At 30.0% G+C, this 24,715-nt stretch carries 24 protein-coding genes, 1 other RNA gene and 1 riboswitch; of the genes, 4 read left to right on the plus strand and 21 right to left on the minus strand.

The features are described from left to right. Positions 1–75 precede the first annotated feature (75 nt). Together G594_RS0100505 and aspD are read left to right on the plus strand one after the other, a co-directional pair. Complete coding sequence (locus tag G594_RS0100505) at positions 76–912, plus strand: PHP domain-containing protein (RefSeq protein WP_027096756.1); 837 nt, start codon at positions 76–78, stop codon at positions 910–912. 180 nt (positions 913–1,092) lie between these two features. Next, on the plus strand, positions 1,093–2,721 hold the full coding sequence (aspD, locus tag G594_RS0100510; protein WP_027096757.1) for an aspartate 4-decarboxylase: 1,629 nt from the start codon (positions 1,093–1,095) through the stop codon (positions 2,719–2,721). Positions 2,722–2,880: 159 nt separating this feature from the next. On the opposite strand, the gene G594_RS0100515 is transcribed toward aspD, so the two are convergent. From G594_RS0100515 to G594_RS19435, 16 genes are all read right to left on the minus strand, one after another. Next, positions 2,881–3,126, minus strand: coding sequence for a holin (locus G594_RS0100515; protein WP_027096758.1), 246 nt, complete (start codon positions 3,124–3,126; stop codon positions 2,881–2,883). Between the two features lie 71 nt (positions 3,127–3,197). After that, entirely contained in the window at positions 3,198–3,935 is a 738-nt protein-coding gene (locus tag G594_RS0100520; RefSeq protein ID WP_027096759.1) for an ECF transporter S component, read from the minus strand. Next, positions 3,914–5,563, minus strand: coding sequence for an ABC transporter ATP-binding protein (locus G594_RS0100525; RefSeq protein WP_027096760.1), 1,650 nt, complete (start codon positions 5,561–5,563; stop codon positions 3,914–3,916). The genes G594_RS0100520 and G594_RS0100525 overlap by 22 nt, the downstream gene beginning before the upstream one ends. Then, positions 5,545–6,423: an energy-coupling factor transporter transmembrane component T gene (locus G594_RS0100530; protein ID WP_027096761.1), complete on the minus strand. Its 879-nt coding sequence runs from the start codon at positions 6,421–6,423 to the stop codon at positions 5,545–5,547. Before G594_RS0100530 ends, G594_RS0100525 begins: the two co-directional genes overlap by 19 nt. A 21-nt stretch (positions 6,424–6,444) precedes the next feature. Next, positions 6,445–7,161, minus strand: a complete 717-nt coding sequence (locus G594_RS19430; RefSeq protein ID WP_051195861.1) for a DUF4430 domain-containing protein — start codon at positions 7,159–7,161, stop codon at positions 6,445–6,447. A gap of 3 nt (positions 7,162–7,164) precedes the next feature. Continuing rightward, a complete protein-coding gene (locus G594_RS0100540) occupies positions 7,165–8,691 on the minus strand; it encodes a prenyltransferase/squalene oxidase repeat-containing protein (protein ID WP_027096762.1) in 1,527 nt (508 codons plus the stop codon). 140 nt (positions 8,692–8,831) lie between these two features. Next, positions 8,832–9,013, minus strand: a riboswitch (cobalamin riboswitch). 99 nt (positions 9,014–9,112) lie between these two features. Beyond that, entirely contained in the window at positions 9,113–10,498 is a 1,386-nt protein-coding gene (locus G594_RS0100545; protein WP_027096763.1) for an aminopeptidase, read from the minus strand. Between the two features lie 80 nt (positions 10,499–10,578). Further along, complete coding sequence (hprK, locus tag G594_RS0100550; RefSeq protein WP_027096764.1) at positions 10,579–11,490, minus strand: HPr(Ser) kinase/phosphatase; 912 nt, start codon at positions 11,488–11,490, stop codon at positions 10,579–10,581. Positions 11,491–11,503: 13 nt separating this feature from the next. Then, positions 11,504–11,692 carry a DUF896 domain-containing protein gene (locus tag G594_RS0100555; RefSeq protein ID WP_027096765.1) on the minus strand — a complete coding sequence of 63 codons (189 nt, stop codon included), beginning with the start codon at positions 11,690–11,692 and terminating at the stop codon, positions 11,504–11,506. A gap of 589 nt (positions 11,693–12,281) precedes the next feature. Beyond that, positions 12,282–12,475: non-coding RNA, 6S RNA (gene ssrS / locus G594_RS19835), on the minus strand. A gap of 51 nt (positions 12,476–12,526) precedes the next feature. Then, entirely contained in the window at positions 12,527–12,922 is a 396-nt protein-coding gene (locus G594_RS0100560) for a hypothetical protein (RefSeq protein WP_027096766.1), read from the minus strand. Between the two features lie 18 nt (positions 12,923–12,940). After that, positions 12,941–13,183 (minus strand): DUF1292 domain-containing protein, encoded by a 243-nt coding sequence (locus G594_RS0100565; RefSeq protein WP_027096767.1) that lies wholly within the window; start codon positions 13,181–13,183, stop codon positions 12,941–12,943. 139 nt (positions 13,184–13,322) lie between these two features. Next, a complete protein-coding gene (locus G594_RS0100570) occupies positions 13,323–14,498 on the minus strand; it encodes an FprA family A-type flavoprotein (RefSeq protein ID WP_027096768.1) in 1,176 nt (391 codons plus the stop codon). 107 nt (positions 14,499–14,605) lie between these two features. Continuing rightward, positions 14,606–16,888 carry an RNA polymerase recycling motor HelD gene (gene helD, locus G594_RS0100575; protein WP_027096769.1) on the minus strand — a complete coding sequence of 761 codons (2,283 nt, stop codon included), beginning with the start codon at positions 16,886–16,888 and terminating at the stop codon, positions 14,606–14,608. 92 nt (positions 16,889–16,980) lie between these two features. Continuing rightward, positions 16,981–17,109, minus strand: a complete 129-nt coding sequence (locus G594_RS20470; protein ID WP_242829685.1) for a DUF6019 family protein — start codon at positions 17,107–17,109, stop codon at positions 16,981–16,983. A 105-nt stretch (positions 17,110–17,214) separates the two neighbouring features. Next, positions 17,215–17,811, minus strand: a complete 597-nt coding sequence (locus G594_RS19435) for a TetR/AcrR family transcriptional regulator (RefSeq protein ID WP_027096770.1) — start codon at positions 17,809–17,811, stop codon at positions 17,215–17,217. 109 nt (positions 17,812–17,920) lie between these two features. On the opposite strand from G594_RS19435, the gene G594_RS0100590 reads away from it, so the two are divergent. Further along, positions 17,921–18,781 (plus strand): DegV family protein, encoded by an 861-nt coding sequence (locus tag G594_RS0100590; protein ID WP_034865786.1) that lies wholly within the window; start codon positions 17,921–17,923, stop codon positions 18,779–18,781. Positions 18,782–18,849: 68 nt separating this feature from the next. On the opposite strand, the gene G594_RS0100595 is transcribed toward G594_RS0100590, so the two are convergent. Further along, the gene (locus G594_RS0100595; RefSeq protein ID WP_027096772.1) at positions 18,850–19,383 is read right to left on the minus strand and encodes a membrane protein; all 534 of its coding nucleotides are present in this window, start codon (positions 19,381–19,383) and stop codon (positions 18,850–18,852) included. A gap of 176 nt (positions 19,384–19,559) precedes the next feature. Between G594_RS0100595 and G594_RS0100600 the strand changes: the two genes are divergently transcribed. Further along, positions 19,560–20,177: an NUDIX hydrolase N-terminal domain-containing protein gene (locus G594_RS0100600; RefSeq protein WP_027096773.1), complete on the plus strand. Its 618-nt coding sequence runs from the start codon at positions 19,560–19,562 to the stop codon at positions 20,175–20,177. Between the two features lie 63 nt (positions 20,178–20,240). Here G594_RS0100600 and G594_RS0100605 read toward each other — a convergent pair whose 3' ends face one another. Genes G594_RS0100605 through metF form a run of 4 tightly spaced genes read right to left on the minus strand, consistent with a single transcriptional unit; the run spans position 20,241 to position 24,662 of the window. Next, positions 20,241–22,673 carry a homocysteine S-methyltransferase family protein gene (locus G594_RS0100605; RefSeq protein ID WP_207737652.1) on the minus strand — a complete coding sequence of 811 codons (2,433 nt, stop codon included), beginning with the start codon at positions 22,671–22,673 and terminating at the stop codon, positions 20,241–20,243. Next, complete coding sequence (locus tag G594_RS0100610) at positions 22,627–23,316, minus strand: vitamin B12 dependent-methionine synthase activation domain-containing protein (protein ID WP_027096775.1); 690 nt, start codon at positions 23,314–23,316, stop codon at positions 22,627–22,629. The genes G594_RS0100605 and G594_RS0100610 overlap by 47 nt, the downstream gene beginning before the upstream one ends. Continuing rightward, a complete protein-coding gene (locus tag G594_RS0100615; RefSeq protein ID WP_027096776.1) occupies positions 23,306–23,761 on the minus strand; it encodes an S-ribosylhomocysteine lyase in 456 nt (151 codons plus the stop codon). The genes G594_RS0100610 and G594_RS0100615 overlap by 11 nt, the downstream gene beginning before the upstream one ends. A 13-nt stretch (positions 23,762–23,774) precedes the next feature. Beyond that, the gene (metF, locus tag G594_RS0100620) at positions 23,775–24,662 is read right to left on the minus strand and encodes a methylenetetrahydrofolate reductase [NAD(P)H] (RefSeq protein ID WP_027096777.1); all 888 of its coding nucleotides are present in this window, start codon (positions 24,660–24,662) and stop codon (positions 23,775–23,777) included. Positions 24,663–24,715 lie beyond the last annotated feature (53 nt).

The following is a 24,715-nucleotide window of genomic DNA, read 5'->3' on the forward strand; positions in this document are numbered from 1 at the left end:
ATTTTTCTTAAAATTTGCTCCTCTACTAAAACTATGCTAAAATTTTAGTAACTTTAGTGAGAAAGGATTTTTGCTATGATAAAGATAGATTTCCATACACATTCAAACTCATCTGATGGTTTAATGTCACCAAAAGAAGTTGTTGAAAGAGCTTATCAAAATGGAGTAAAATACTTAGCTTTAACAGATCATGACACAATATCTGGACTTGATAGTGCAATAAAAACTGCTAAAGAAATCAACCTTTCATTTATACCTGGTATTGAACTTTCTACCACTCATAACAAAGAAAGTATACATATATTAGGATTCTTTAAGGATGAAAGTTATAAAAATGATGAATTTATTAATTACTTACAGACTTTAAAAAATAAGCGTAAAATAAGAGCTGAAAAAATGGTTCAAAAATTAAAAGAAGTTTTTAATATAGAAATTAACTTAGATAATGTATTAAAGCGTGGAAAAGATGTTGTTGCAAGACCTCATATTGCACAAGAAATTATAGCAGCAGGCTATCCATATGAATTTGAATATATCTTTCAAAACTTTATAGGTAAAGATTGTCCTGCATTTGTTCCAACTACAAAGCTTACCACTGAAGAAGGGGTTAAACTTCTAAAAAAGTATAATGCTTTAGTATTCTTAGCTCATCCAAAACTAATACATAACTCTCCTTTAGAAGATTTTTTAAATATGGGTTTTGACGGGATGGAAGCTATATACTTTCAAAACACCTCTGATGAAGAAAAATACTTTTTAAATTTTGCAAATAAACATAACCTTTTAGTTAGTGCTGGCTCAGACTGTCACGGTAATGTTGAGGGAGATGAAAGACATGGTGACATAGGAGCTATGAACATAAAAGAAAATTTACTGCAAAAATTTTTAGACAGCTATAATAACTTAAAATAAAGAGACTCTGCTTTTAGCAGGGTTTTTTTATTTTATATTTAGCTTATAGTCCCCTCCTTTTTCCTTTTATATTTCCTTCAATTTATAGATAAACTAGAAATATATATATTATATAACCTATAAAGAAATTATCTAAATATTATTTTAACCTAAATGCATACTATGTAAATTAAATAAGGGGTGAACACCTTGGATAAAAAATTACTTGAAGAAGTTAAAAACCTAAGTCCTTTTGAATTAAAGAATAAACTAATAAACCTTGCTAATTCTAATGAAAAAAAAGGAGTTAAAATTTTCCTTAATGCTGGTAGAGGAAATCCTAATTGGACTGCTTCTACTCCTAGAGATGCTTTTTTTACCTTAGGATATTTTAGCGTTGAAGAAACACGAAAAACCTGGTGTGATGGGGACCTAGCAGGAATGCCTGAAAAACCTAATATTTATAAACGTTTTAAAGCCTTTTGTAACTCTAATACAAATGCTCCTGGTATTGAGCTATTAGAAGAAGCTGTGGATTATGGAATAAGAGAATATGGATTTGATTCTGACTCTTGGGTATTTGAATTAGTAGATGGAATTATTGGAGATAACTATCCTGTTCCAGATAGAATGCTCTTAAGAGTAGAGAAAGTAGTCCACAATTACCTAATTAAAGAAATGGGAGGAAATATTCCTGATAAAGCTAGTCATGATCTTTTTGCTGTTGAAGGTGGCACTGCTGCTATGTGCTATATATTCGATTCACTTATGGCAAATCACCTTTTAAAAAAACATGATAATATTGCTTTAATGGTTCCTATTTTCACTCCATATCTAGAAATCCCTCATCTCTCTAGATATGACTTTAATGTTACAGAAATTCATGCATGTGAGTTAAATGAAGAAGGCCGTCATACATGGCAATACCCTTCTTCAGAATTAGATAAACTAGCTGATCCTAATATAAAACTTTTATGTGTAGTTAATCCTAGTAACCCTCCTTCTGTAGCAATTGATGAAAAATCTATGAAATACATTCAAAATATAGTAAAAGAAAAGAATTCTAATTTAATGATTGTTACAGATGACGTATATGGTACTTTTGTTGAAAATTTTAAATCATTTATGATTACATTACCTTATAATACCTTAGGTGTTTACTCCTTCTCTAAATACTTTGGAGTTACAGGTTGGAGACTGGGTGTTATTGCTCTTGCAAAAGAAAATGTATTTAATAAGCTAATTCATGAACTACCTCAGGAAGATAAAGATGATTTAAAAAATAGATATAGTTCATTAACTCCAAAGCCTGAGTCAATATCCTTTATTGATAGAATTGTTGCTGATAGCAGACAAGTTGCTTTAAATCATACTGCTGGTCTTTCTACTCCTCAACAAGTTCAAATGGCACTATTTTGTTTATTTGCTTTATTGGACAAAGATGATACCTACAAAAAGCAAACCATAGATATTTGTACAAAACGTAAAAAACTAGTTTATGATCATTTAATTGATTTACCAATGAAAAAAAGTGATATCCATAGTGCTTGTTATTATAATGAATATGATTTATTAGTGTGGGCAAATTTAAGATATGGAATGGACTTTGCTAATTATCTTAAGGAAGAAAGAAATCCATTAGAATTTCTATTTGACCTTGCTGAAAAATATCATATTATACTATTGAATGGTGAAGGATTTGATGGTCCAAAGTGGTCAATTCGTGTATCCTTAGCTAATTTAAAGGATGAACAATATAGCAAAATTGGTGAAGCTATAAATGAATTATTTAATAAATATCATGAGCAATGGCTAGAATCAATTAAATAACAAAAAATTTTTAAAAAGGTAGAGTGGATATTTATTTCCTTTGTACTAAAGGTAAAGAAATTATAAAAATCTAATTCCCCATTTAACTTCTAGGAAAAAAGAGAAATTGCTTGGCAATTTCTCTCCCCTTATTAATTTTAATCAGCTTTATTTTAATAGCTATTCTTCTGTCTTATCATTTGTTTTTTCTGGTATTTCTTCTTTTGTTTTATCATCTAAATAACCTGTATTTTCAGAAGTAGGGTTATTTAATATTCCAGCCATAACCAATACACCCAGTAAGGCAACAACTATTTCTTCGTAATTACCTGGTAGTATATTAACCCCAAAACCTTGTAAAACTAAAGGAATTAACGCAAATATTGAAACCCATAATCCATAGTTTTTAAAACGGGATAAATCCATATAGTAGCACCCCCTTTTACACTTATATTATATGTAAAGTAGGAGGAGACTGTTACATAAGTTTAAATTATTTAACTTATAACTCTACTCTCTATATTATCTAGTAATCCATGTTTAACCTTTATTCTACTTAATTTTTCTATCATAGGCTCTGAAATAAGATATAAAAAAATAACTGTTGATAACGCATGAATTGCATCAACCGGAACACCTGATAGTATAAAAGCAGTTAATGTAGCAAATGAAATATGGCTGTTCATCATAAATACAGAACTTGTATTCATTATAAAACCATATATAAAAAAAGTTGATAATCCACCAAAAATACATAATATTATTCTCTTTGGCTTTATTATTTCTTTACTGAATATCACTCCACTCAAAAATCCCACTAACCCAAAAGAAAACATTTGCCATGGTGTCCAAGGTCCTTGTCCAAAGAAAAAATTAGATACAAATGCAGTAATTGCACCTGTTAAGAATCCTGCCTCACGTCCTAGAGCAACTCCAGTAATAATTACTATTGCCATTACAGGCTTAAAATGTGGTGTCATAAAGAATATCATTCTCCCTGCAACTCCAATTGCTGATAGTGAAGATATAAGTATGATTTCCCTTGCTTTAGGTTTTCTTTTTTCAAACAGCATAAAGAATGGAATCATAGTATATATAATTACTAGTAAACTTATAAAATAATATCTTCTATCTCCTAACGCAATCTTTCCAAATAAGATTGTTGTTGGTATTAGAACTAAAATTATTAATGTGCTTATTAATTTTTTCTTCTTTACTCTAGATTCATTTTGCATAACTTAACCACATCCTCACAGGTTATTGCATCATCAAATAAGTGTCTACTCATTTTATTTCCAAAAGTAGTATAAAAATTATTATTCCTAAGAAATTTTTTTGTTTCACTAATTGAAGTCATATTACCGTTAAAAAACATTCCACATCTATCTGAATACATAGCTGCAAATTCGATGTCGTGAGTAACCATTATTATTGTGGTTCCATTTTTATTTAACTCCTTTAATATGTTCCCTAACTTTATCTTGTAATAGTTATCTAATCCCTTTGTAGGCTCATCTAACAAAAGAATTTTAGGTTCTAAAAGTAATATCTTTGCTAAGGCTACCTTCTGTTTTTCTCCTCCACTCAAATCATAAGGATGCATATCAAAAAGATGTTCTATACCAACCAACTCTGATACTTCTTTTATCTTTTTATTTAATTCTAACTTATTAATATTCTCATAAAGCAAAGTTTCTTCTAAATCTAATTTAACTGTACTCTTTACAAAGATAGACTTAGGATTCTGTGGAAGTACTGATAGGTTTTTATTAAATAACTCCCTACAAGAATACTTATTAATTTCTTTTCCTTTAAGTATCACCTTTCCCCTATAAGGTTTATTCAAACCACTAATAACTGATAAAGTTGTACTTTTTCCTGTCCCATTACCTCCAACTATAGAAAATATCTCTCCATCATATACTTCAAAAGACAGGCCTTTTAAAATATCTTCACCCTTCTTATCATACTTAAACCATATATCTTTAATTTCTAATACTGAATCTTCTCTTCTTTTAGAAATTTTATTCAAGGATTTATATCTTAAGTCTTTTCCTTTAAATAAACTATCAAGATATCTTCTGCCTTCTCTAACTGTAATAGGTAAACCTCTTTTTTCACCTAAAGATATTGCTACCCTCATTGGAACTGGTAATAAAGATGTAATAACATTTCCTATATCAGATGGCTCATCATAAGCTATAATTTCTCCATCTTCCATAACGACTACCTTATCTACCATAGGAAACACCTCTTCTAATCTATGTTCCGAAATAATTATTGTAACTCCCAAATCATTATTTATTTTCTTTAAAGTTTCTAAAAATTCTGATGATGCAATTGGATCCAATTGTGAAGTAGGTTCATCTAAAACTAAAACCTTAGGATTCATCGCCATAATAGAAGCTAAATTTAATATCTGTTTTTGTCCCCCCGATAATTCTGTTACTTCCCTCATAAACCACTCTTGTATTCCGAAATAGCTTGCCATCTCTGAAACTTTTAATCTTATTGTTTCATTGTCATATCCTAGACTTTCTAGCCCAAAAGCTAATTCATGCCATACCTTATCTGTTACTATTTGTCCTTCTGGATCTTGAAGTACAAAACCTATTTCTGATGCTTGGGTTCTGTTGTCCACATATTCTAAAACTTGACCTTTATATAATATATTTCCTTGTCTACTACCATGAGGTGTTAATGGAGTTTTAAAATGTCTTAGTAAAGTACTCTTTCCACATCCTGACTTGCCGCATACAACAATAAAATCTCCCTCTTCTATTATTAAGTTTACTTTTTTAAGAGCTTTTTTTTCTTGAGTCGAATATGAGAAACTTAAATCTTCTATTTTAATAATTTCCATTTTAATTCCTCCAACGCATCTAAAATTATTGGTATTAAGCATAATAATCCATAAGCTACATAAGATATTATACTAAGCTTGCTTATCCTTGCTAATTTTATAGTTGGAAAAAATACCACTCTATTTACCCCTGCTATTCCTCCAACTAAAACTATTCCTATAAACAAAACTATTATTAACAAAATAATCTTATCTCTCTTATCAAGTCTATATATTGAAAAACTTGTCCTTCCATTTAGTCCATATCCTCTAGCATTCATTGAATCTGCTGTATCTATTGAATCTTCCAATATCCAGGTAACTAATATTGATAATATGTTCATACCACTTCTAATCCTTTGAAATAGGTTTCCCTGAGTAACATCTCTCCCCATTGACTTCTGTCCATTTGATATTACCTTTATTTGTTCTTTAATTCTTGGTACAAACCTTAAAACCATGGAAAATATAAGAGATGCTGATGGAATAACCCTTCCAAATAAATATATAAACTTATCTGATGTCATTATTTTGTTATAACAACTAAACCAGATTATAACTGATATAAACATAACTGATGAACATACAGCATAAATTATCCCTTCTAAAGTAAGTGCTTTATCATTTATGTAAAGAAGTATTGTAGCTCCTCTATGATTTAATAATACATTTATAACTACAAAAAATAAAAGCGTAGGAAGCATATATAACAAATCAAATCTTAATGCCTTTACACCTTTAAGTTTTATTGAATACAGTATAGAACTAATTAAAGATATTATGAGAAAAACAGGATGCATAAAAAACATTGAAAGCAATATCACCCCTATTAAATAAGTAAAATTAATTATTGGATGATATGTTAAAAATGTATCTTTCATCCTGATTTCTCCTTTCAAATCTTAATATCCTCCACCTATGTCATATCCTAAATCACAAGTATATAAAACCTCTATATTCTCTCCACCATTTAATTTGTAGTGTCCTACTCCATAGTTAGGAAAAATTCCATTAATCCTATACATCCAGCCACTTTGCTTGCCACAATCAAACTCATATATATGATTAATACCTTTTATATAGGCGCTCTCCTTATTTCCACTATAATCTATAGGTATCCTTTTTCCCCTAGTCACCCTATATAAAATATCAAATACTGTCTTATCACTTTCCGCTAGCTCTATCTTAGTTGATGATAATATTACACCATTATTAATATAATCCTTTTTGTCCATATTAAACTTATCCATATTGTTTAATATAGTATCACATCTAATAGAAATGGTAACATACCTCTTCTCATCCTTTACAATATCGGTACTTTCACCTTTATCTGTTATAATATGATTTGGCTTTTCGGGTTCTTTTTTATCTTCATCTTTTACCTGTGATGTAGAAGGAATTTTTTCTTCTCCCACTTTATCTTCAGTTTTTATATTGCTATTACCTTCTTCGACCTTTGTAGAATATTCTTTTTCTTCATTAGCAGAACTATTCTCAACAGAACTTTCTACTGTTGTATTATCCTTAGGAACTTCAATTTTACACCCTTTAACTCCAATAAAAACAGCTACTGCTAAACAAATACATATTAGAATACTCTTCCAGTATTTTTTCATATTCTAAGCCTCTTTTACTTCCTTCTTCTTGCTATAAATCATTACTGCTCCACTTAATATTAAGACTGCAAATAAATAGCCAAAGTTCGAAGTATCTCCAGTTTGTACAACTTCTGAATATGAAGAGTTACCTTCTTTTCCTTCTTCCTTGTTTTCAACTTCTACTTTTTCTAATGCTTCAATCTTAGCCTTTGCTGCTAAAACTTCATCATATCCAACAATATATTTCTTATCTTTATCACTTAAAGCTTCGTATCTACTGATAATGTCTAAAACATCCTTTTTATTTTCTAAGGATACATTTTCAGGATTAATTTTATCCCAAATGTCACTATTAATTGTATTTATAGTATCTTGTATTTCAGCTATCTTTGATGATGCAGAATTTAGTTTACTTTTTCCAATAACTTGTATCTTATATTCTTCTGGTAATGAATTAAACTTAGCTAATATAGAATTTACTTCTTCTTTATTATCCAAAGAAATTGCTTCTATCCCTGGTAAAGTTTCAATTCTTGAATTAACTTCCTTAACAATATTTAAATAATCTGTCGTACTAATAACATCTGTCATATCATATAAAGAAGTTTTTCCATTTACTAACCTATCATAAGAAGCTAATGAATATAAAGCTTGCTCTGTTGCCATTCCATTTGCTCCACTATCTGAATGAATATACTTAAACTCTCCATTACCGGTGTAGAAGGTTATTAAATTACCAAGTAGATTATTTTCACCCTTTACAAATGCTTCTGATGTAGTTGGATTTTCTCCTAAAGCAGTTAAGAATGTAATAACTTGAGCTACACTATTTGAATTCTCATTTCCCCATGAAACATATCCACCGGTCTCTGTTTGTAGCTCTGATAGAATTACTAATGACCTATTCATTGTCTTTTTTACATCTTCCCTATCTTGATGTTTTACTAAAGCTTGTAATACCATTGCAGTACTATCTGGTTCAGGTGTTCCCCATCCAAATCCACCATTATCTAATTCATAAGATAATAGCGCCTCTATCATCTTATCTCTTGTATTTAAGGCATCTTTAGGTTCTTGATAATTTTTAGAATCTACAGCTATTAACACGTATGCTAATGATGTATAGTATTCATTTAAAATTCCATCTTGATGCCATACTATATCTATTAAGTCATTTCCGGCTACATTTCTAGGATCTTGTCCAATAGCTGATACTGATAAAATTAGTTTTGCTAAATCTCCACCTGACATTTTTTGATTGTTTGATATTTTATCTTGAACAAATGCCTCTACCTTGCTGTAATAAGTATCAAAAATCTCCTTTGGAACTTCTTTATCTGATCTAGCTAGTCCTATAATTGCCCATGAATCCCATGTTATATTGCTTGAGAATCCATTTTTAAATTTTTCTATATACTTTTGTATAGTTGTATTAAGTGCATTATTATAATCCACTTTTTCTGCTGCACTTATCCTTTGTGTTGGTAATGCAAATAACATTGTAAATACAAATATCACTGCTATTACTTTTGATAATAGTTTTTTCATTTCTTCTCCTCCTCTTTCTTGGAAGAAAATAAAGAAAGGACTCCTTATTGGGAGTCCTTGTAGTAGCATCACAAAAATACATAGTACTCATTACACTATGCTCTTGCTTCCACCACACTTTATCTCCCGCCGAAATAAATTTGTGATATTAATATATGGCAGGTCTCCTGACTCAAGGCTTCAACCCTACTTTCTCATCTTCCCAAAATAAATTCAGTGATCTTTGAGATTTCGTATCCTTTACAGTAGCGGGGGCTGTTGTGGATTCTAACCACATTCCCTTTTAATTTTCTATATTAAAACCATATATTACTATATTAGTCTATCTTTAAATTTATTCTTTTGTCAAGCTTATCTAAAATACCACCTATAATTTTTAACCAAAAAAGAAACTACTCAAATTTGAGCAGTTTCTTTGTAATTAAGCCTCTAATAAGAAAGCGTAATAACCTTTCATAGCTTCATATATATCAACCTTACTAGCAACTTCCCAAGGAGCATGCATGTTGTGAAGAGCAACACCACAATCTATAACTTCCATATTGTAATTAGCTAAGATATAAGCGATTGTTCCACCGCCTCCTTGGTCAACCTTTCCTAATTCAGCTGTTTGGAATGCAACATCATGCTTATCCATAATAGCTCTAAGCTCTGCTATGAACTCTGGATTAGCATCATTACATCCTCCCTTACCTCTAGAACCTGTATACTTATTGAATACTAATCCCTTACCAAAATAAGCAGAGTTCTTCTTTTCCATTACTGATGGATAATTAGGATCAAAAGCAGCACTAACATCTGAAGATAACATCTTAGAATTCTTTAATGCTCTTCTAAGTTTTATATCAGAATAATCTCCTACTCTATCCATAACTTCTGCAACAGTATTTTCAAAGAATTTAGATTGCATTCCTGTAGCACCAACACTGCCTATTTCTTCTTTATCAACTAAAAGACAAACACAAGTTTTATCTATTTTATCAACTTTTAGCATTGCCATAAGTGAAGAGTATGAACATACTCTATCATCATGACCATATGCCATAACCATACTTCTATCAATACCATAATCTCTTGCCTTACCAGCTGGTACAATTTCAAGTTCTGCTGATAAGAAATCTTCTTCTTCTATTCCATACTTATCATTTAATATCTTTAAGATATTAGCCTTAACAGCATCCTTTTCTTCTCCCTTTAATGGAATACTTCCAACAAGTACATTTAAATCTTCACCTTCAATTACCTTGTTAGCCTTCTTTTCTTGTTGAGTTTGTGCTAAATGAACTAGAAGGTCTGATATTCCTATTACAGGATCATTATCATCTTCACCAATAACTATATCAACCTTAGTTCCATCCTTCTTACACACTACCCCATGTATAGCTAAAGGTAATGTAACCCATTGATATTTCTTTATGCCACCATAATAATGTGTTTCTAAAAGGGCAAGGTCAGTATCTTCATATAATGGATTTTGCTTTAAATCTAATCTTGGAGAATCTATATGTGCCCCTAAAATCTTCATTCCATCTTCCATAGGTCTTTCACCAACTATAAATAAAGCTATAGCTTTATCCATATTATTTGCATAAACCTTATCTCCAGCCTTTAAAGCTTCACCATTTTTAATAACATCATCTAAATTCTTATAGCCATTTTCTTCAGCTATTCTAATAGTTTCCTTTACACATTCTCTTTCTGTTTTGCATAGGGACATAAAGTTCTTATATCCTTCATTAAAATCAAATATCTCCTTTATACCTTGTTCGTCATATTTTTCCCATGCGCATTTTTCATTTTTGCTCATACTTTATAGCCTCCTTTAATATATAGAAATAGTTTATCCCTTATCCTCAATTTTTATATTGAAAGATAGGGATAAACTTATTACTTATCGCTAACTAAATTCATTCTGCTTTCTATTATATCTACAGCAGAAACATTAGACATTAATGAATATCTATAGTTTACTGCTGCTGCTTCAATAATTACAGCAATATTTCTACCTGGTCTTACTGGTACAGTTAACTTTCTAACTGGTACACCTAATATATCCATATAATCAAAGTTATTTCCTAATCTATCATAATCATTATCATCTTTCCAATGTTCAAAATGCATTACTAAAGTTATTGTTTTCTTTAGAAGAATAGAACTTATACCATAAAGAGCTGGTACATCTATAATTCCAATTCCTCTAACCTCTAACATACCTCTAGTTATACTTGGAGATGATCCTATTAGTTCCCCATCAATTTCTTTTATATCAACAGCATCATCTGTAACCAATCTATGTCCTCTTTTAATTAACTCTAACGCTGTTTCACTCTTACCTATACCACTTTCTCCAGTAATTAATATACCAATACCTGATACATCTACTAAAACCCCATGAAGACGTGTTTCTGGTGCTAGCTTATCTGATAAATAGATAGTTAAATTACTCATAAGCTTTGTAGTAACCAAATCACTTCTAAGCACCCATATATTTTTCTTATTTGCAGCATTAATTAACTCTTCATGCGGTTCAAGACCTCTAGACATAATTATGCAATGCATAGGAAATGTAAAATACTTATTTAGTCTTTTCTTCCTAAACTCAACTTGCATATCATCTAAAAAGCTCCATTCAGCCTTGCCTATTACCTGTAATCTTTCAGGCGCAAAATAATTATAAAATCCCGCAAGTTGAAGCCCTGGCCTATTTATATCGTTTACGGTTATAAGCTCATTAGGTTTTCCTTCTACTAAAACCTCTAAGTCAAAATCTTTAATTAGTTTTTCAACTGTTACTGACAATCCCCATCACCCTTTATTTTTTATTAAGTTCTATCCCATCTAATTGTACTCTAAAATTCCTTTTAACATTATCAATATATCTTCTTCTAAGCTTTTGTTGGATTTCCTTTTCCTTATCTGACAAACCTTCTTCTTGGCTCTTTTTATAAAGCATATTTATGTGTTCTATTACTTCTTCTATTTTCATTGAATCTATATCCATTACTACAACTCCTTTGTTACTTCTTAAGCTTATTTTACCTATAATTCTCTATATTATCAACCTTTCACAAGGTTAATATTTCTTAACTTTATCTTACTTTCTGTTATTTCCTATTAATATTTTCGCCAAATTTCGTATTTAAAATACTTTTATTATTGTAGATACTAGTTAATTCTTCTTTAAGAAAACCTTTGCTAATTTACTTTTGTTAATTCTTGTCACTTAATGTTGCATGAAATAATTTTACATTTTTTCGGGGCATGTTATAATAATAAATAAGGAAAACTTACGAATTTTGGAAAAAGAGGTGATATTATGAAAGTACATAAGCTATCAAAAATAATTAAACGCGAAAAATTATTTTTAAATATATTATTAAAGTTCCTTTCCCCAACTAATAGAATTTGTATTCTCTTATCTCAAAAGTTGGACAAGCACGTAGCACTCTATCAGCATTACATTTACATAAGGTATAAGAGGAAACATAAAAAATACTTTGAACCTCGAAGATTAACGGCCTAAATATCTAAATAATAAATGAATAAAAAATACCTCAATAATAAAATTATTGAGGTATTTAAAGTCAATACTAAGTCCCAACATGCCGTTTGCTTATATATTCAGACCTGCTCCTCGCAGGTGGGTTAAGCTCACTCTACTTTTGCCATCTTCTGCCACAAAATTGTGAATTAAATGAAGCCCGACATCCATAAAAACTGTTGCAAATCCCGTTTATCATATGTAGGTTGAATATGATAAGCTAGGCGCACATCTCAGGATTTCTTATGACTCTATTATAGCACACTTTTTTTTCATTTCAATAGAAATTATTTACTATAAGTAATCGTTTAAAGTTTCTTCCAAATCTTCCTCAAAATCCTCTGAACACAAGATAGCAACAAACTTCATATAGTCTGCATTATTAACATCAATTTCAACTTCTTTTATCTTACTTGAAAATTCAAGCTCATCTCCTAAATCCTCTACAATGCCTTCAACATTATCTTTAGCAATATCAGATAAATATGATAAATACCAATCACGATACCATTCATCGCTCTCTTCTTCTAAATCACTTTCTTCATTAGCATATGCTCTTGCTGCAAGTATTTCATCTTTATCAAAATCATAATAAAATTTTAAAACCACAAAATTATCTTCTATTTTAATTTCTTCAATTTCAGATAATCCATTTTCCTCTAAAAATTCTATTATTTCTGTTGTTTGCATAGTAAAACTCTCCCCTTATTAATATAATAATTTTTTATATTCTTTTTTTACTGCTAAGAACTCTTCATCATCTTCTACAAGATTGAGTTCTTCTTTTCCATCTACATTATCAACTCTAAAGATAAATACATCTTCACTTTCTTCATCTAAAGGCGCTAATAATAAATATTCTTGCTCTTTTACATATATTCTAGCTACCGCTTCAAAATCAACTTTATTTCCATCTTCATCTCTAAAAGACATTATTTCTCTATCTTCCATTTTTTATACCTCGCTTTACAAAAGTTATTATATCCATTGTATTATATTATAAACATATGGTAAGTTAAATAGAAAATGAATAAATTAACTAATATGCTTCTCTATAAATTAAAAAGAAACTGCCATAGGGCAGTCTCTGCTACATATTCTCTATAAACTTTTCAATCATCTCGTCAGCTTCTTTATACTCTTTTTCAGCTGGTACAAATTTAAATCTAAATCCTGGATCTACAACCTTTAATCCTAAAGACTTCATTCTATCTGTAAGCATTGGAACTGCGTTACCACCCCATCCGTAAGAACCAAATGCCATAGCTACTGTTCCTCTATTTACTATTGGATTAACAAGTGATAGTAAATCCCAAGCTGGCTTAACTGCATCCGCATTTATTGTAGGTGATCCTACCATGAATCCTTTTGACTTTTCAACTAATTCAATACAATCTTCAATTTTCATTGAAGTTATTTCATGAACTCCAGCCTTATATCCTTTTTCGTTAAGTTTTTCACTAATATACTTGGCCATTGCTTCTGTATTTCCATAAGCAGAAATATAGAATATTTCAACTTTCTTAGAATCTATAGGTTCCTCTGTTGACCATTCTCTATATAAATCTAAATATTTCTTTATATCTTCTCCTTTATGAATTGGTCCATGGCTTGTTCCTATCATTTCTATATCTAAGTCCTTAATCTTATCAAGAGCTTTTAAAACAAAAGGCTTAAATGGTCCCATAATACAATCAAAGTAGTACTTCATTTCAGCTAAGTAGTCATCTCCACCAACTTCTAAAACTGTACCTTCTGGACAATAATGACACCCAGTAAAGTCACATGTAAATAAGAACTTATTCTCCTTTACATAGGTAAACATAGTATCTGGCCAATGTAAATTAGGAGCTTTTATAAATTGTAACGTCGTCTTTCCTAAAGATATATCTTCACTAACTTCTCTAAAATTAAAAGGCTTATTTAAAATTTCTTTTAAATAATTAATAGCAGCTTTTGTTCCTAAAACTGTAGCTTCTGGATAATCATCTAAAAGCTTAGTTAAAGATCCGCTATGATCTAATTCTGTATGTTGAACTACTATATAATCAACATTTCTTTCTCCAATTACATCCTTTAACTTTTCTTTAAAATCTTCATAAAAACCATTCTTGCAAATATCAACTACAGCAACCTTCTCATCATCAATAACATATGAATTATAAGTTGTTCCTCTCTTAGTCTCCATAATAATATCAAAGATTCTTAGTTCTGCATCCTTAACACCAATCCAATGTATATTATCTTTTAAGTTAACTGCTGGCATTTTGTTCCCTCCTAATAATTATTATCTTATAACATTAATTTTATTATACTCCCATCCTGACTTTGTTACAATATTATCAACAAACAATTTACTTTATTAACTCATATTTAATTATTATTCTCTTTAATCATAAATGTAATTCTATTAAGTTTTATTATATATTCATAGTGAAGAGCCCTCGTTAAAGATACATACAACAATCTTTTGTCTAAAATATTGTCAACATAGCTTTTTTCACTTGGATCTAAAATTATTGTACAATCAAATTCTAATCCCTTAGTAAGATATGAAGGAATTATAATTAACTCATCTTCTAACTTTTTCTCTTTTCCCTTTATTAAAGTAAAAGGACTTTTAGTTTTTAACTTTTTAAATAATTTTAATGCATCATGACTATTTTTTGTAATTATAGCTATACTCCTCTTACCATTTCCTCTTACCGCTTCCACTATATTATCTATTACCTCTGAATATTCATTAATGCTTTCTACCTCTATTACTTTTGGAACATCACCATGCCTTAACACTGGCATTGAATTTTTTAGCCCAAGTTTTTGTGCTTTTAAAGCTCCGGAAGCAAAATCAATAATTTCTACCGTTGATCTATAGCTTTGTGTTAATTGTATATAAGTTGCATTTCCTTTAAATAAACCTTCTGTTATGTCTTCCCATTTGTTTATCCCCTTGTAATAATAAATTCCCTGTGCTAAATCTCCAACTAAAGTTAATGAATTGCCTCTAGATAATTTATTTATTAAATATATTTGAAGAGGACTGTAATCTTGAGCTTCATCTACCACAATATGTTGGAACTTCTCTTTTTCATCTATCCCCTCTAAAATCATTCTTATATATAAAAGTGGTGCTAAATCATCCTCATCTATAATATTACTTTCATAATTTTTATTAATCTCATTTTTCATAAATCTTGCTAATTCTTCAGGTACTTTTCCGTCAATAGAGATATCAAATAATATTTCATCATTAAAAAAGTTATAGTATATATCCTTTGGATTTATTCCTCTCCAATTTTTGAAATAGTTATTAAATTCTTTTTTAGAATTAGACTTTATATTATTTTTCATTTCATCTCTTTTATCATAAAGTTTAATAAGCCCCTCTCTTCTTTCTTGAGAGTCTTTTAAATTCATCTTAAATTCTTTTATTTTTACATCCCATTCTCTATCAACTCTTAATGTTAATTCTTCTATCTTTTCTTTTAATTTAAGATTTAAATATCTCTTAATCTCATCTTTCCTCTTATTAATTGGATATGACTTTAAGTCTTTTAAATACAACCTTGCAATTTCTTTTCTAGAAAACAGAACATAATCATCTATCTTTATATCATCTATTTCCACAGAGCTTCCCTCAACTAAAGCAATATATCTATCAAGAATAGTTTTAAATAAAAGGCTTCCTTTAACTTTGGATGAATTTGAAATATTTAGCCTTCTCTCCTCATCCTTTTCCTCCATTAAATCCTTAAGCTTTTCATCTTTATTATAGATTTTCCCCTTCAATTTAAGTTTTGATAATATAAGCTCTTCGAAGGTATTTTGATTTACCTCAGTTGCTCCTAATGATGGTAAAATATCTGAAATATAATCTAAAAATAGCTTATTAGGTGCCAAAACTAATATTTCATTACCACTCATTTTTTCCTTATATCTATAAATTAAATAAGCTAGTCTATGAAGTGCTATTGTTGTCTTTCCTGATCCTGCTGATCCTTGAACTATTATAGGTAAATTCTTTGGCCATCTAATAACATCATTTTGCTCCTTTTGAATAGTTGCAACTACTTCCTTAAGCTTCTTACCTCTACTGGTTTCAAGATTAATCTTAAGGAATTTATCTACTAACTCTTCTCCTTCTTCTCCATTTATCATAAGCTTATTTATTCCTTCATCAAAGATTTTCTTTATATCTCCATCTTCAAAAAGAAATTTTCTTTTAAGCTTAAGTTTCCCCTCTATTATTCCACTAGGGGCTTTATAATAAGCCTCTCCCCCTGTTCCACTATAATATAAATCTGCTACGGGGGCTCTCCAATCTACTACTATTTCATCTCCATTTTGACTATTATTAATTCCCTGCTTTCCAATATAAATTTTTTCTGTTAATCCCCTATATTCTCTAAAGTCTACTCTACCAAAGTAAGGTGCTTCTAAAGCGCTTTTATAGCTATCAACATCCTTAGATAAAACCTCACTTATTTTCTCTACTGCCTCTTTTTCTACATCATACTTTCCCTTAGTTTCTTTTCTTAAATTATTAAGCTTGTTTTCTATATTTAAAGCATCAGACCTCTTTTTCTCTAATTCAAATTTTATTATGTCTCTTTTTTCTTTAAGTATCTTCTTTTCTTCTAATAAATTTATATTCATAAGTTCTTACCTCATATTTTATTTATATATTTAATTATAGACTATAAAAAGCCCTATAATCAGAGCCTTTTACAATTTACTATTAATTTCTTTTATTTGTTTTTATCTTTTTCTATTTTCTTATAAGCACCATAAATTCCATCTCTTACTGCTTCTCTAATGACTACATAAGCAAATAATACCACAATGCATCCACCTACTAAATATATCAAAATCCCCATGTTTATCCCCCTTACCAATAATAATATAACTCTCTAATACGTATTTACCTATACTTTACATCTTATAAAACAAAAAAGAAACCAGATGTTTCCAGTTTCTTAAATTTAATATTCATTTATTAATACGCCTGCCATTATAGTTTTAAAATCCATTTCAAATTGTTCTAACAAATTATAATCTCCATTGTGAATTCCCCAGTCAAAAATAAGCCCACGTAAAAATCTAATGCAATAGTTTGTTAAATATTCCAAGGTATACCCTGATGATATAACCCCTTCATCAATACAACGATTAAGCTGTTCCTTTATTGCTTGATAATATGGGCGTTTAGGATCAAAAACAGAAATATTTACCCCATCTAACAAGACTTTATGATATTCCTTAACTAGTATCCCAGCCTCATTTACAATAAAGAGTACATATATTTTTAAAATTTCATACAGTCCATGCATTATCTCCATATCATTACATGATTTAATAAAATCTGGTGTAACTAGCTTGTCAATTTGGTAATATGTATCCTTTAATAATTCCTCTTTACTATTATAATAATGATAAAATGCTCCATTAGAAACTCCTGAATTCTTACAAATATCACGAATGGTTGTATTTTTAACTCCCTTTTCTTTAACCAACTTTATAGTAGCTGACAAGAGCTTTTCTTTTGTATCAGACGTACATTTATAACTGTTTCTACGCATAATTTTCACCTCTTATTTTTCGATTATACTTTATATCAAATTGACAAGCAAGTTAAAACTATCCTATAATATTTTAAAACAGAGCATTGCTCTGGATTGGAGGGAAGGCATGAAAAATAAAATAGCAATTGTAACTGACACAAATAGTGGAATAACTCAAGAAGAAGCAAAAGAATTAGGTATTTACTTAATAGCAATGCCATTTTTTATAAATAAAAATACATATTATGAAGGAATAACATTATCTCAAGAAGAGTTTTTTAAAAAACTAGAAGATGATGAAAATATATCAACCTCTCAACCTTCACCTGGAACAGTAATAGAACTTTGGGACAACCTATTGAAAGATTATGATTATATTTTACATATTCCTATGTCAAGTGGATTAAGTAGCTCTATGGAAACTGCTAGAATACTTTCTAGCGATTATGAGGGAAAAGTTTTAGTAGTTGATAACAAAAGAATATCAGTTACATTTAGGCAATCTATTTTAGATGCTTTATATCTTATAGAGAAAGGGCTATCTGCAAAAGAGATACAAGAAATTTTAGAAAAAGAAGCTTTAGAATCTATAATCTATGTTACAGTTGATACATTAAAATATTTAGAAAAAGGCGGTCGTATTACCCCTGCTGTAGCTGCTTTAGGAAGTATGTTTAATATAAAGCCAGTTTTACTAATTGATGGTGGAAAGCTAGATACATATAAGAAAGTAAGGGGCTTAAAAAGTGCTCAAAAAGCAATGATAGAAGCAATAAAAAATGATATAGAAAATAGATTCAAAGGAACTGATTATTTAATTCAGACAGCTTACTCAGGTGATCTTGAACAAGGTAATAAGTGGAATGAAACAGTTAAACAGGCATTTCCAGAACATGATGTTTATAATGATGTGCTTCCAATGAGTATATGTTGTCATGTTGGACCTGGAGCTTTAGGAATAACATGCGTTAAGAAAATATCTTTATAGTTAACTAAAAAAAGTGGTAATAAAAATTATTATTTTTATTACCACTTTTTACCTAGTGCCTTACTAGTCTATATTTCTGCAGTGTTATTAAATTCCCCAAATGTATCATATATATTACATCTTCTTGCTCTGCTTACACCCTTTATTACGGCATATGATAATACGCTATCAAATAAATGATGTGCTATAGTACCAATACAAGTAATTACAATTAAATAGTATAGATCAAATCCTACAAAAGGAATAACAACAAGTGCTTCTGCTATTCCATGAATAGGTGCAGTTACAATAGTTGCCAATTTATAATTCTTCTTTTTCTTAATTATTAATGCCCCAACATATCCAACTAAAATATGTGTTGCTGCTCTAAATACAACTGGCATTATTGTACCTGTTAATAAAAATCCAATTGTTGACCCTATTCCAACTACAATAGCAACCATCGGTGAAATCATCATAGCAACAAACATTGGTAAATGTGATGCTGGTGTTGCTGTAAAAGGTCCTATTATTATTTTTATACCACTAAATATTACCGGTATTATAATTGCTAGAGCTATAAGTAATGCTGCATAAATCATTTGTTTTGTTTTATTTCTCATTTTTTATATCCCCCTTCTAGTGTATATACACCAGTTTACACTATATATTTACTCTTGTAAACTACATTAAACATTTACAAAGAAACTTTTAGTAATTTTTACTTTTTTCTTACTTTATATTTATATAAATCGTAGTCTATAATAGAAATAAGTACCTCATAAAAAGGAGATATATTATGAAAGATCATTTAGTGGATATTGCAATAGAACTCCAATCGATTGCTCAAGCAGGCCTAGAATATTCTAAAGATAAATTTGATATTGAACGATTTCAAAGAATAAGAGAAATATCAGCAGAAATAATGAGTAAAAAATCAGAATTGAGTTTAGATAAAGTAAAAGATTTATTCTGTAATGAAACTGGATATCAAACATCAAAAGTTGATACTAGAGCTGCTATTTTTAAAAATAATAAAATATTATTAGTGAAAGAAATATCTGATGAGAAATGGACTTTACCTGGTGGATGGTTAGATGTTAATAAATCTATTAAAGAAAATATTATTAAAGAAGTATTTGAAGAAGCAGGATTAAACATTAAAGCTGAAAAGCTTATAGGTATTCATGATAGAAATAAACATAATCTTCCTCCATTTGCTTATGGTGTATGTAAGATATTTATTTTATGCTCCATTATTAATGGAGAGTTTTCTCCAAACATAGAAATATCTGATTGCAGATACTTTGCTTTAAATGAAATTCCTGAATTATCTGTAAGTCGAACATCTCAAGAACAAATAAAGATGTGTTTTGATGCATATAATTCTCCTAACTGGGAAGTTGTTTATGATTAAGAAAAGAAACTACCAAAAGCAGTTTCTTCCTCTCCCTATTGTTTTTGTTATATTTTTTCCTTATCAACTTTTAAAAAATTCTTTAGCAATTTCAACTGCTTCTTTAGCATCTTTTGAATAGTAGTCTGCACCTATCATATCAGCATATTCCTTAGTTAATACTGCTCCTCCTACAAATACCTTACCTTTATAGCCTGCACCCTTTAAAGCTTTTATAGTCTCTTCCATGCTTTTAATTGTAGTTGTCATTAAAGCACTTAAACCAACTAATTGTATATCTTCATCCATAGCAGTTTTAACTACACTTTCTATAGGTACATCCTTACCTAAATCTAAAATATCATATCCGTAATTCTGAAGAATAACCTTAACTATATTTTTACCTATATCATGAATATCTCCCTTTACAGTAGCTAAAATAATTCTTCCCTTTGAAATATTCTTTTCCTTTTTACCACTTAATTTTTCCTTTATAACCTCAAAAGCATTCTTTACTGTTTCTGCTGATTGTATAAGCTGTGGTAAGAAAATCTCACCCTTTTCATACTTTTGTCCTACCTCATCTAAAGCAGGAATAAGCATATTATTTACAACTTCAAGTTCCTCCATGGTTTCTAGAAGCTCTCTTGTTGCAATGGACGCCTCTTCTTTAAGACCTTTTATTACAATATACCTTAAATCCTTATTAACTGTATAATCTTCCTTTTTAATAATCTCAGTTGTAACCACTCCCCTTTCTACTTTTCCACTACCATAAAGGGAAATATATTTCTCAGCTCCCTTATCATAGTTATAAAGAACATTATAAGAGTTAATTACGTCCATCATCCCTCTACTGTTAGGATTCATTATAGGCAAATCTAACCCATAACCTAAAGCTAAGGAAAGAAATGTTTCATTAATTAATTCTCTGCAAGGTAATCCAAATGATATATTAGAAACACCAAGTAATGTTTTTACTCCTAATCTTTCCTTAACCATTCTTAATGCCTTAAGAGTTTCTTTAACTTCTGCCTGCTGTGCTGATGCTGTAAGAACCAAGCAATCTATGAACACATTACTTTTAACTATTCCATATTCCTTAGCTTTCATTACTATCTTTTCTGCTATTTTAAATCTCTCTTCAGCTGTAGGAGGAATTCCTTTTTTATCCAAAGTAAGACCTACAACGTTAGCCCCATACTTTTTAACTAATGGAAGTATCTTTTCTAGAACCTCATCTTCACCATTTACTGAGTTTACTATTGCCTTTCCATTATAAGCTCTAAGTCCAACTTCTATTGCATTTATGTCCGATGAATCTATTTGAAGTGGAGTATCTATTATTCCTTGTATTTCCTTTACTACCCTCTTCATCATATCTTTCTCATCTATTTCTGGTAGTCCTACATTTACATCTAGAATCTCTGCCCCTGCCTCAACTTGATCTATGGCTTGCTTTAAAATATAATCCATATCATTATTCTTTAAAGCTTCTTTAAATAACTTCTTACCTGTTGGGTTAATCCTTTCCCCAATTACCTTTACCCCTTTTATTTCTATCACCTTAGAAGGTGTACATACTGCTGAATAAGCAACCTTTTCCCTTTTAACTCTTTTATTATTATCTGCTAACTCCCTTAATTCTTTAATAAACCCTGGAGTAGTACCACAGCATCCACCAATTATACTTACTCCTTCTTTAATAAATTCCTTTACCCAAGTAGAAAAATCCTTAGCTGAAATATCATAAATAGCTTCACCAAATGATATTGTTGGAAGTCCTGCATTAGGTTGAGTCATTATAGGAAGATTAGTCCACTTCTTTATCCTTTTTACTATTGGTAATAGTTCCTTAGGCCCTAAAGAACAATTTATTCCTATGGCATCTGCTCCTAGCCCCTCTAGAACCATAACCATACTTTCTGGTGTACAACCCGTAAATGTCCTTCCATTCTCCTCAAAAGACATTGTACAAAATACAGGAAGACTAGTATTTTCTTTTGAAGCAAGTAATGCTGCTTTTGCTTCATATAAATCAGTCATAGTTTCTATTAGAATAATATCTGCTCCTGACTTTTCCCCTTGCACTACTTGTCTTTTAAATATTTCATAAGCTTCATCAAAGCTCAATGTTCCCATTGGTTCAAGTAGTTGCCCTATTGGTCCAACATCTAATGCTATATAAGCTTCACTATTTCCTCTAGCTTCTTTTGCTATAGATACAGCAGCATCTACTATCTCTTCTACAGAATATCCTGTTTCTTCAAGCTTTATTTCATTTGCCCCAAAGGTATTAGTTGTAATAACCATAGCACCTGAATTTAGATATTCTTCATGTATCTCTCTTACTTTATCTTTCTCTTTTATATTAAATAGTTCTGGATTTTCCCCAAGCTTTAATCCCTTTTTTTGAAGCATAGTACCCATAGCCCCATCAAAAACTAGTATATTATCTTCTAAATATTTCTTAACTTTCACAAACAATCCCCTCTTTTCTAAAGCTACAATTTTCATAATTCTTGCAAACCTCACAGCCTTTTTTCTTGACTTCTTTATTCTTTGGAATTAATCCAATAATAGCTGTTACAGACTTCCTTGGCATTAATAAGTTATGAGTCGAAACTGTTAATCCTATAGTTTTCTCTGACTTTAGTATATTTATTATATCTTTTTGAACATCTAATGATAAATCTCCATATCCCGGGCTATATCTAAAGGTTATGAACTCTCCATTGCCTATTGCTTCACTCTTTATATAATCCTCTACCTTATCGCATATCTCTTCTACTGCTGTAGTAGCACAAGAGTCTAATATTAAAGACTTAGTTAAATTAGTTTTGCCATATAGGTTAATCCTCTTTTCAATATTTCCACCTATTGTAACCCCCATTAATACACATTCTTTAGAATCTTTTAAATGCTCTTTTATATCATTTCCAGTTAAAATAACACTTGTCCCTAATAACTTTACTCCATTCTCTACTAAACTCACTTTACACCTAGATGTAATGAATCTTGGAGCTATTAAGGTCTTACTTTCTTCTATGGTTAAATTTATTAATTCATCTAATTTTTCATCTATTAGCTGAGACCTATAACCTAAATATCTAAGGACTTCATCCTTAGGTATTTCTAGTTTTCCTATTTTATTCTCCATAAATATTTAAAGAAAATCCTCTTTCTAAAGCTTCTTTTGCATATTCCTTTGCTCCAAATAGGGATAGGTCTCTATAATTACCACATTGTATTTCATTTGCAGCTGGCATTTCTTTAGCATTTAATATATCCTTAAGTGTAGCTTCTAATGCTTCCTTAATTTCTGTTGGTTCCCTATCTCCCCATATACTTAAATAAAAACCTGTTCTACATCCCATTGGAGATAAATCTATAATACCTTCAAGCTTTTCTCTTAATGTATGTGCTAATAAATGTTCTAATCCATGCATTGCAGCTGTACCAAAAGCTTCTTTATTAGGTTGTAAAAATCTAAGATCAAACTTAGTAACCTTATCTCCCATTTTTCCATCTAACAAACAACATTTTCTAACATAAGGAGCTTGTACTTTTCTATGGTCTAATTCAAAACTTTCTACTTTATTCATTCTTAAGTTCCTCCTAAACTAATTCCACTTTATTAATTGATTCTATTATTCTTCCTACGCTACCTGAAATTTTTTCTGCAACGTAAGGATTATTCATTACATATAAATGTATTCCTTCTACACCTGTTGATACCAAATCTACTATTTGTTCTACTGCATAAGCTATACCAGCATCCCTTAATGCTTCTGGATTATGCTCATACCTCTCTATTATTCTTTTGAATTTATCTGGAAATGATGCACCACTTAAGGCTACCATTCTTTCTATTTGCTTCTTATTTGTAACAGGCATTATTCCAGCTTCAATAGGAAGTTTTATATTGGCTGCACGAACTTCATCCTTAAAATTATAGAATAGATTATTATCAAAAAATAACTGAGAAATAAAATAAGATGCTCCAGCTTCTTCTTTTCTCTTCATGCTTTCTATTTCTCTATATAACCCTTTATGCTCTATATGTCCTTCTGGATAACATGCAGCTGCTATATTAAACTTCCCCTTTTGGTTTATAAAGTCTATAAGTTCATTAGCATGATTAAATTCCCCAATAATCTTTCCATCTGCTGGTACATCCCCTCTAAGTCCAAGAATGTTTTCTATATTATTTTCTTTAAGCTTTTCTAAATAATACTCTATTTCATTTTTAGTAGAACTTATACAAGTAAGATGAGCTACTGCCTCTATTCCATATTTATTTTTCACTAATGATGAAAGTTCAATTGTTCTATTATCTTGTACACTTCCACCTGCCCCAAAAGTAATACTCATATAATCTGGACTAAGTCCCTTTAATGAATCTAAAGTCTTATAAATTGTTTCTATTGATGATGTTGTTTTGGGTGGAAATATCTCAAAGGAGAATACCACCTTTTTGTTCTCAAATAACTCTTTTATATTCATTTTTATGCCCCCAATTATTTAAATAATAAAAAAATGCCTAAAGGTAATCCTCT

Origin of the sequence: Clostridium paraputrificum AGR2156, from assembly GCF_000424025.1 — a bacterium.
GTDB classification, from domain to species: domain Bacteria; phylum Bacillota; class Clostridia; order Clostridiales; family Clostridiaceae; genus Clostridium; species Clostridium paraputrificum.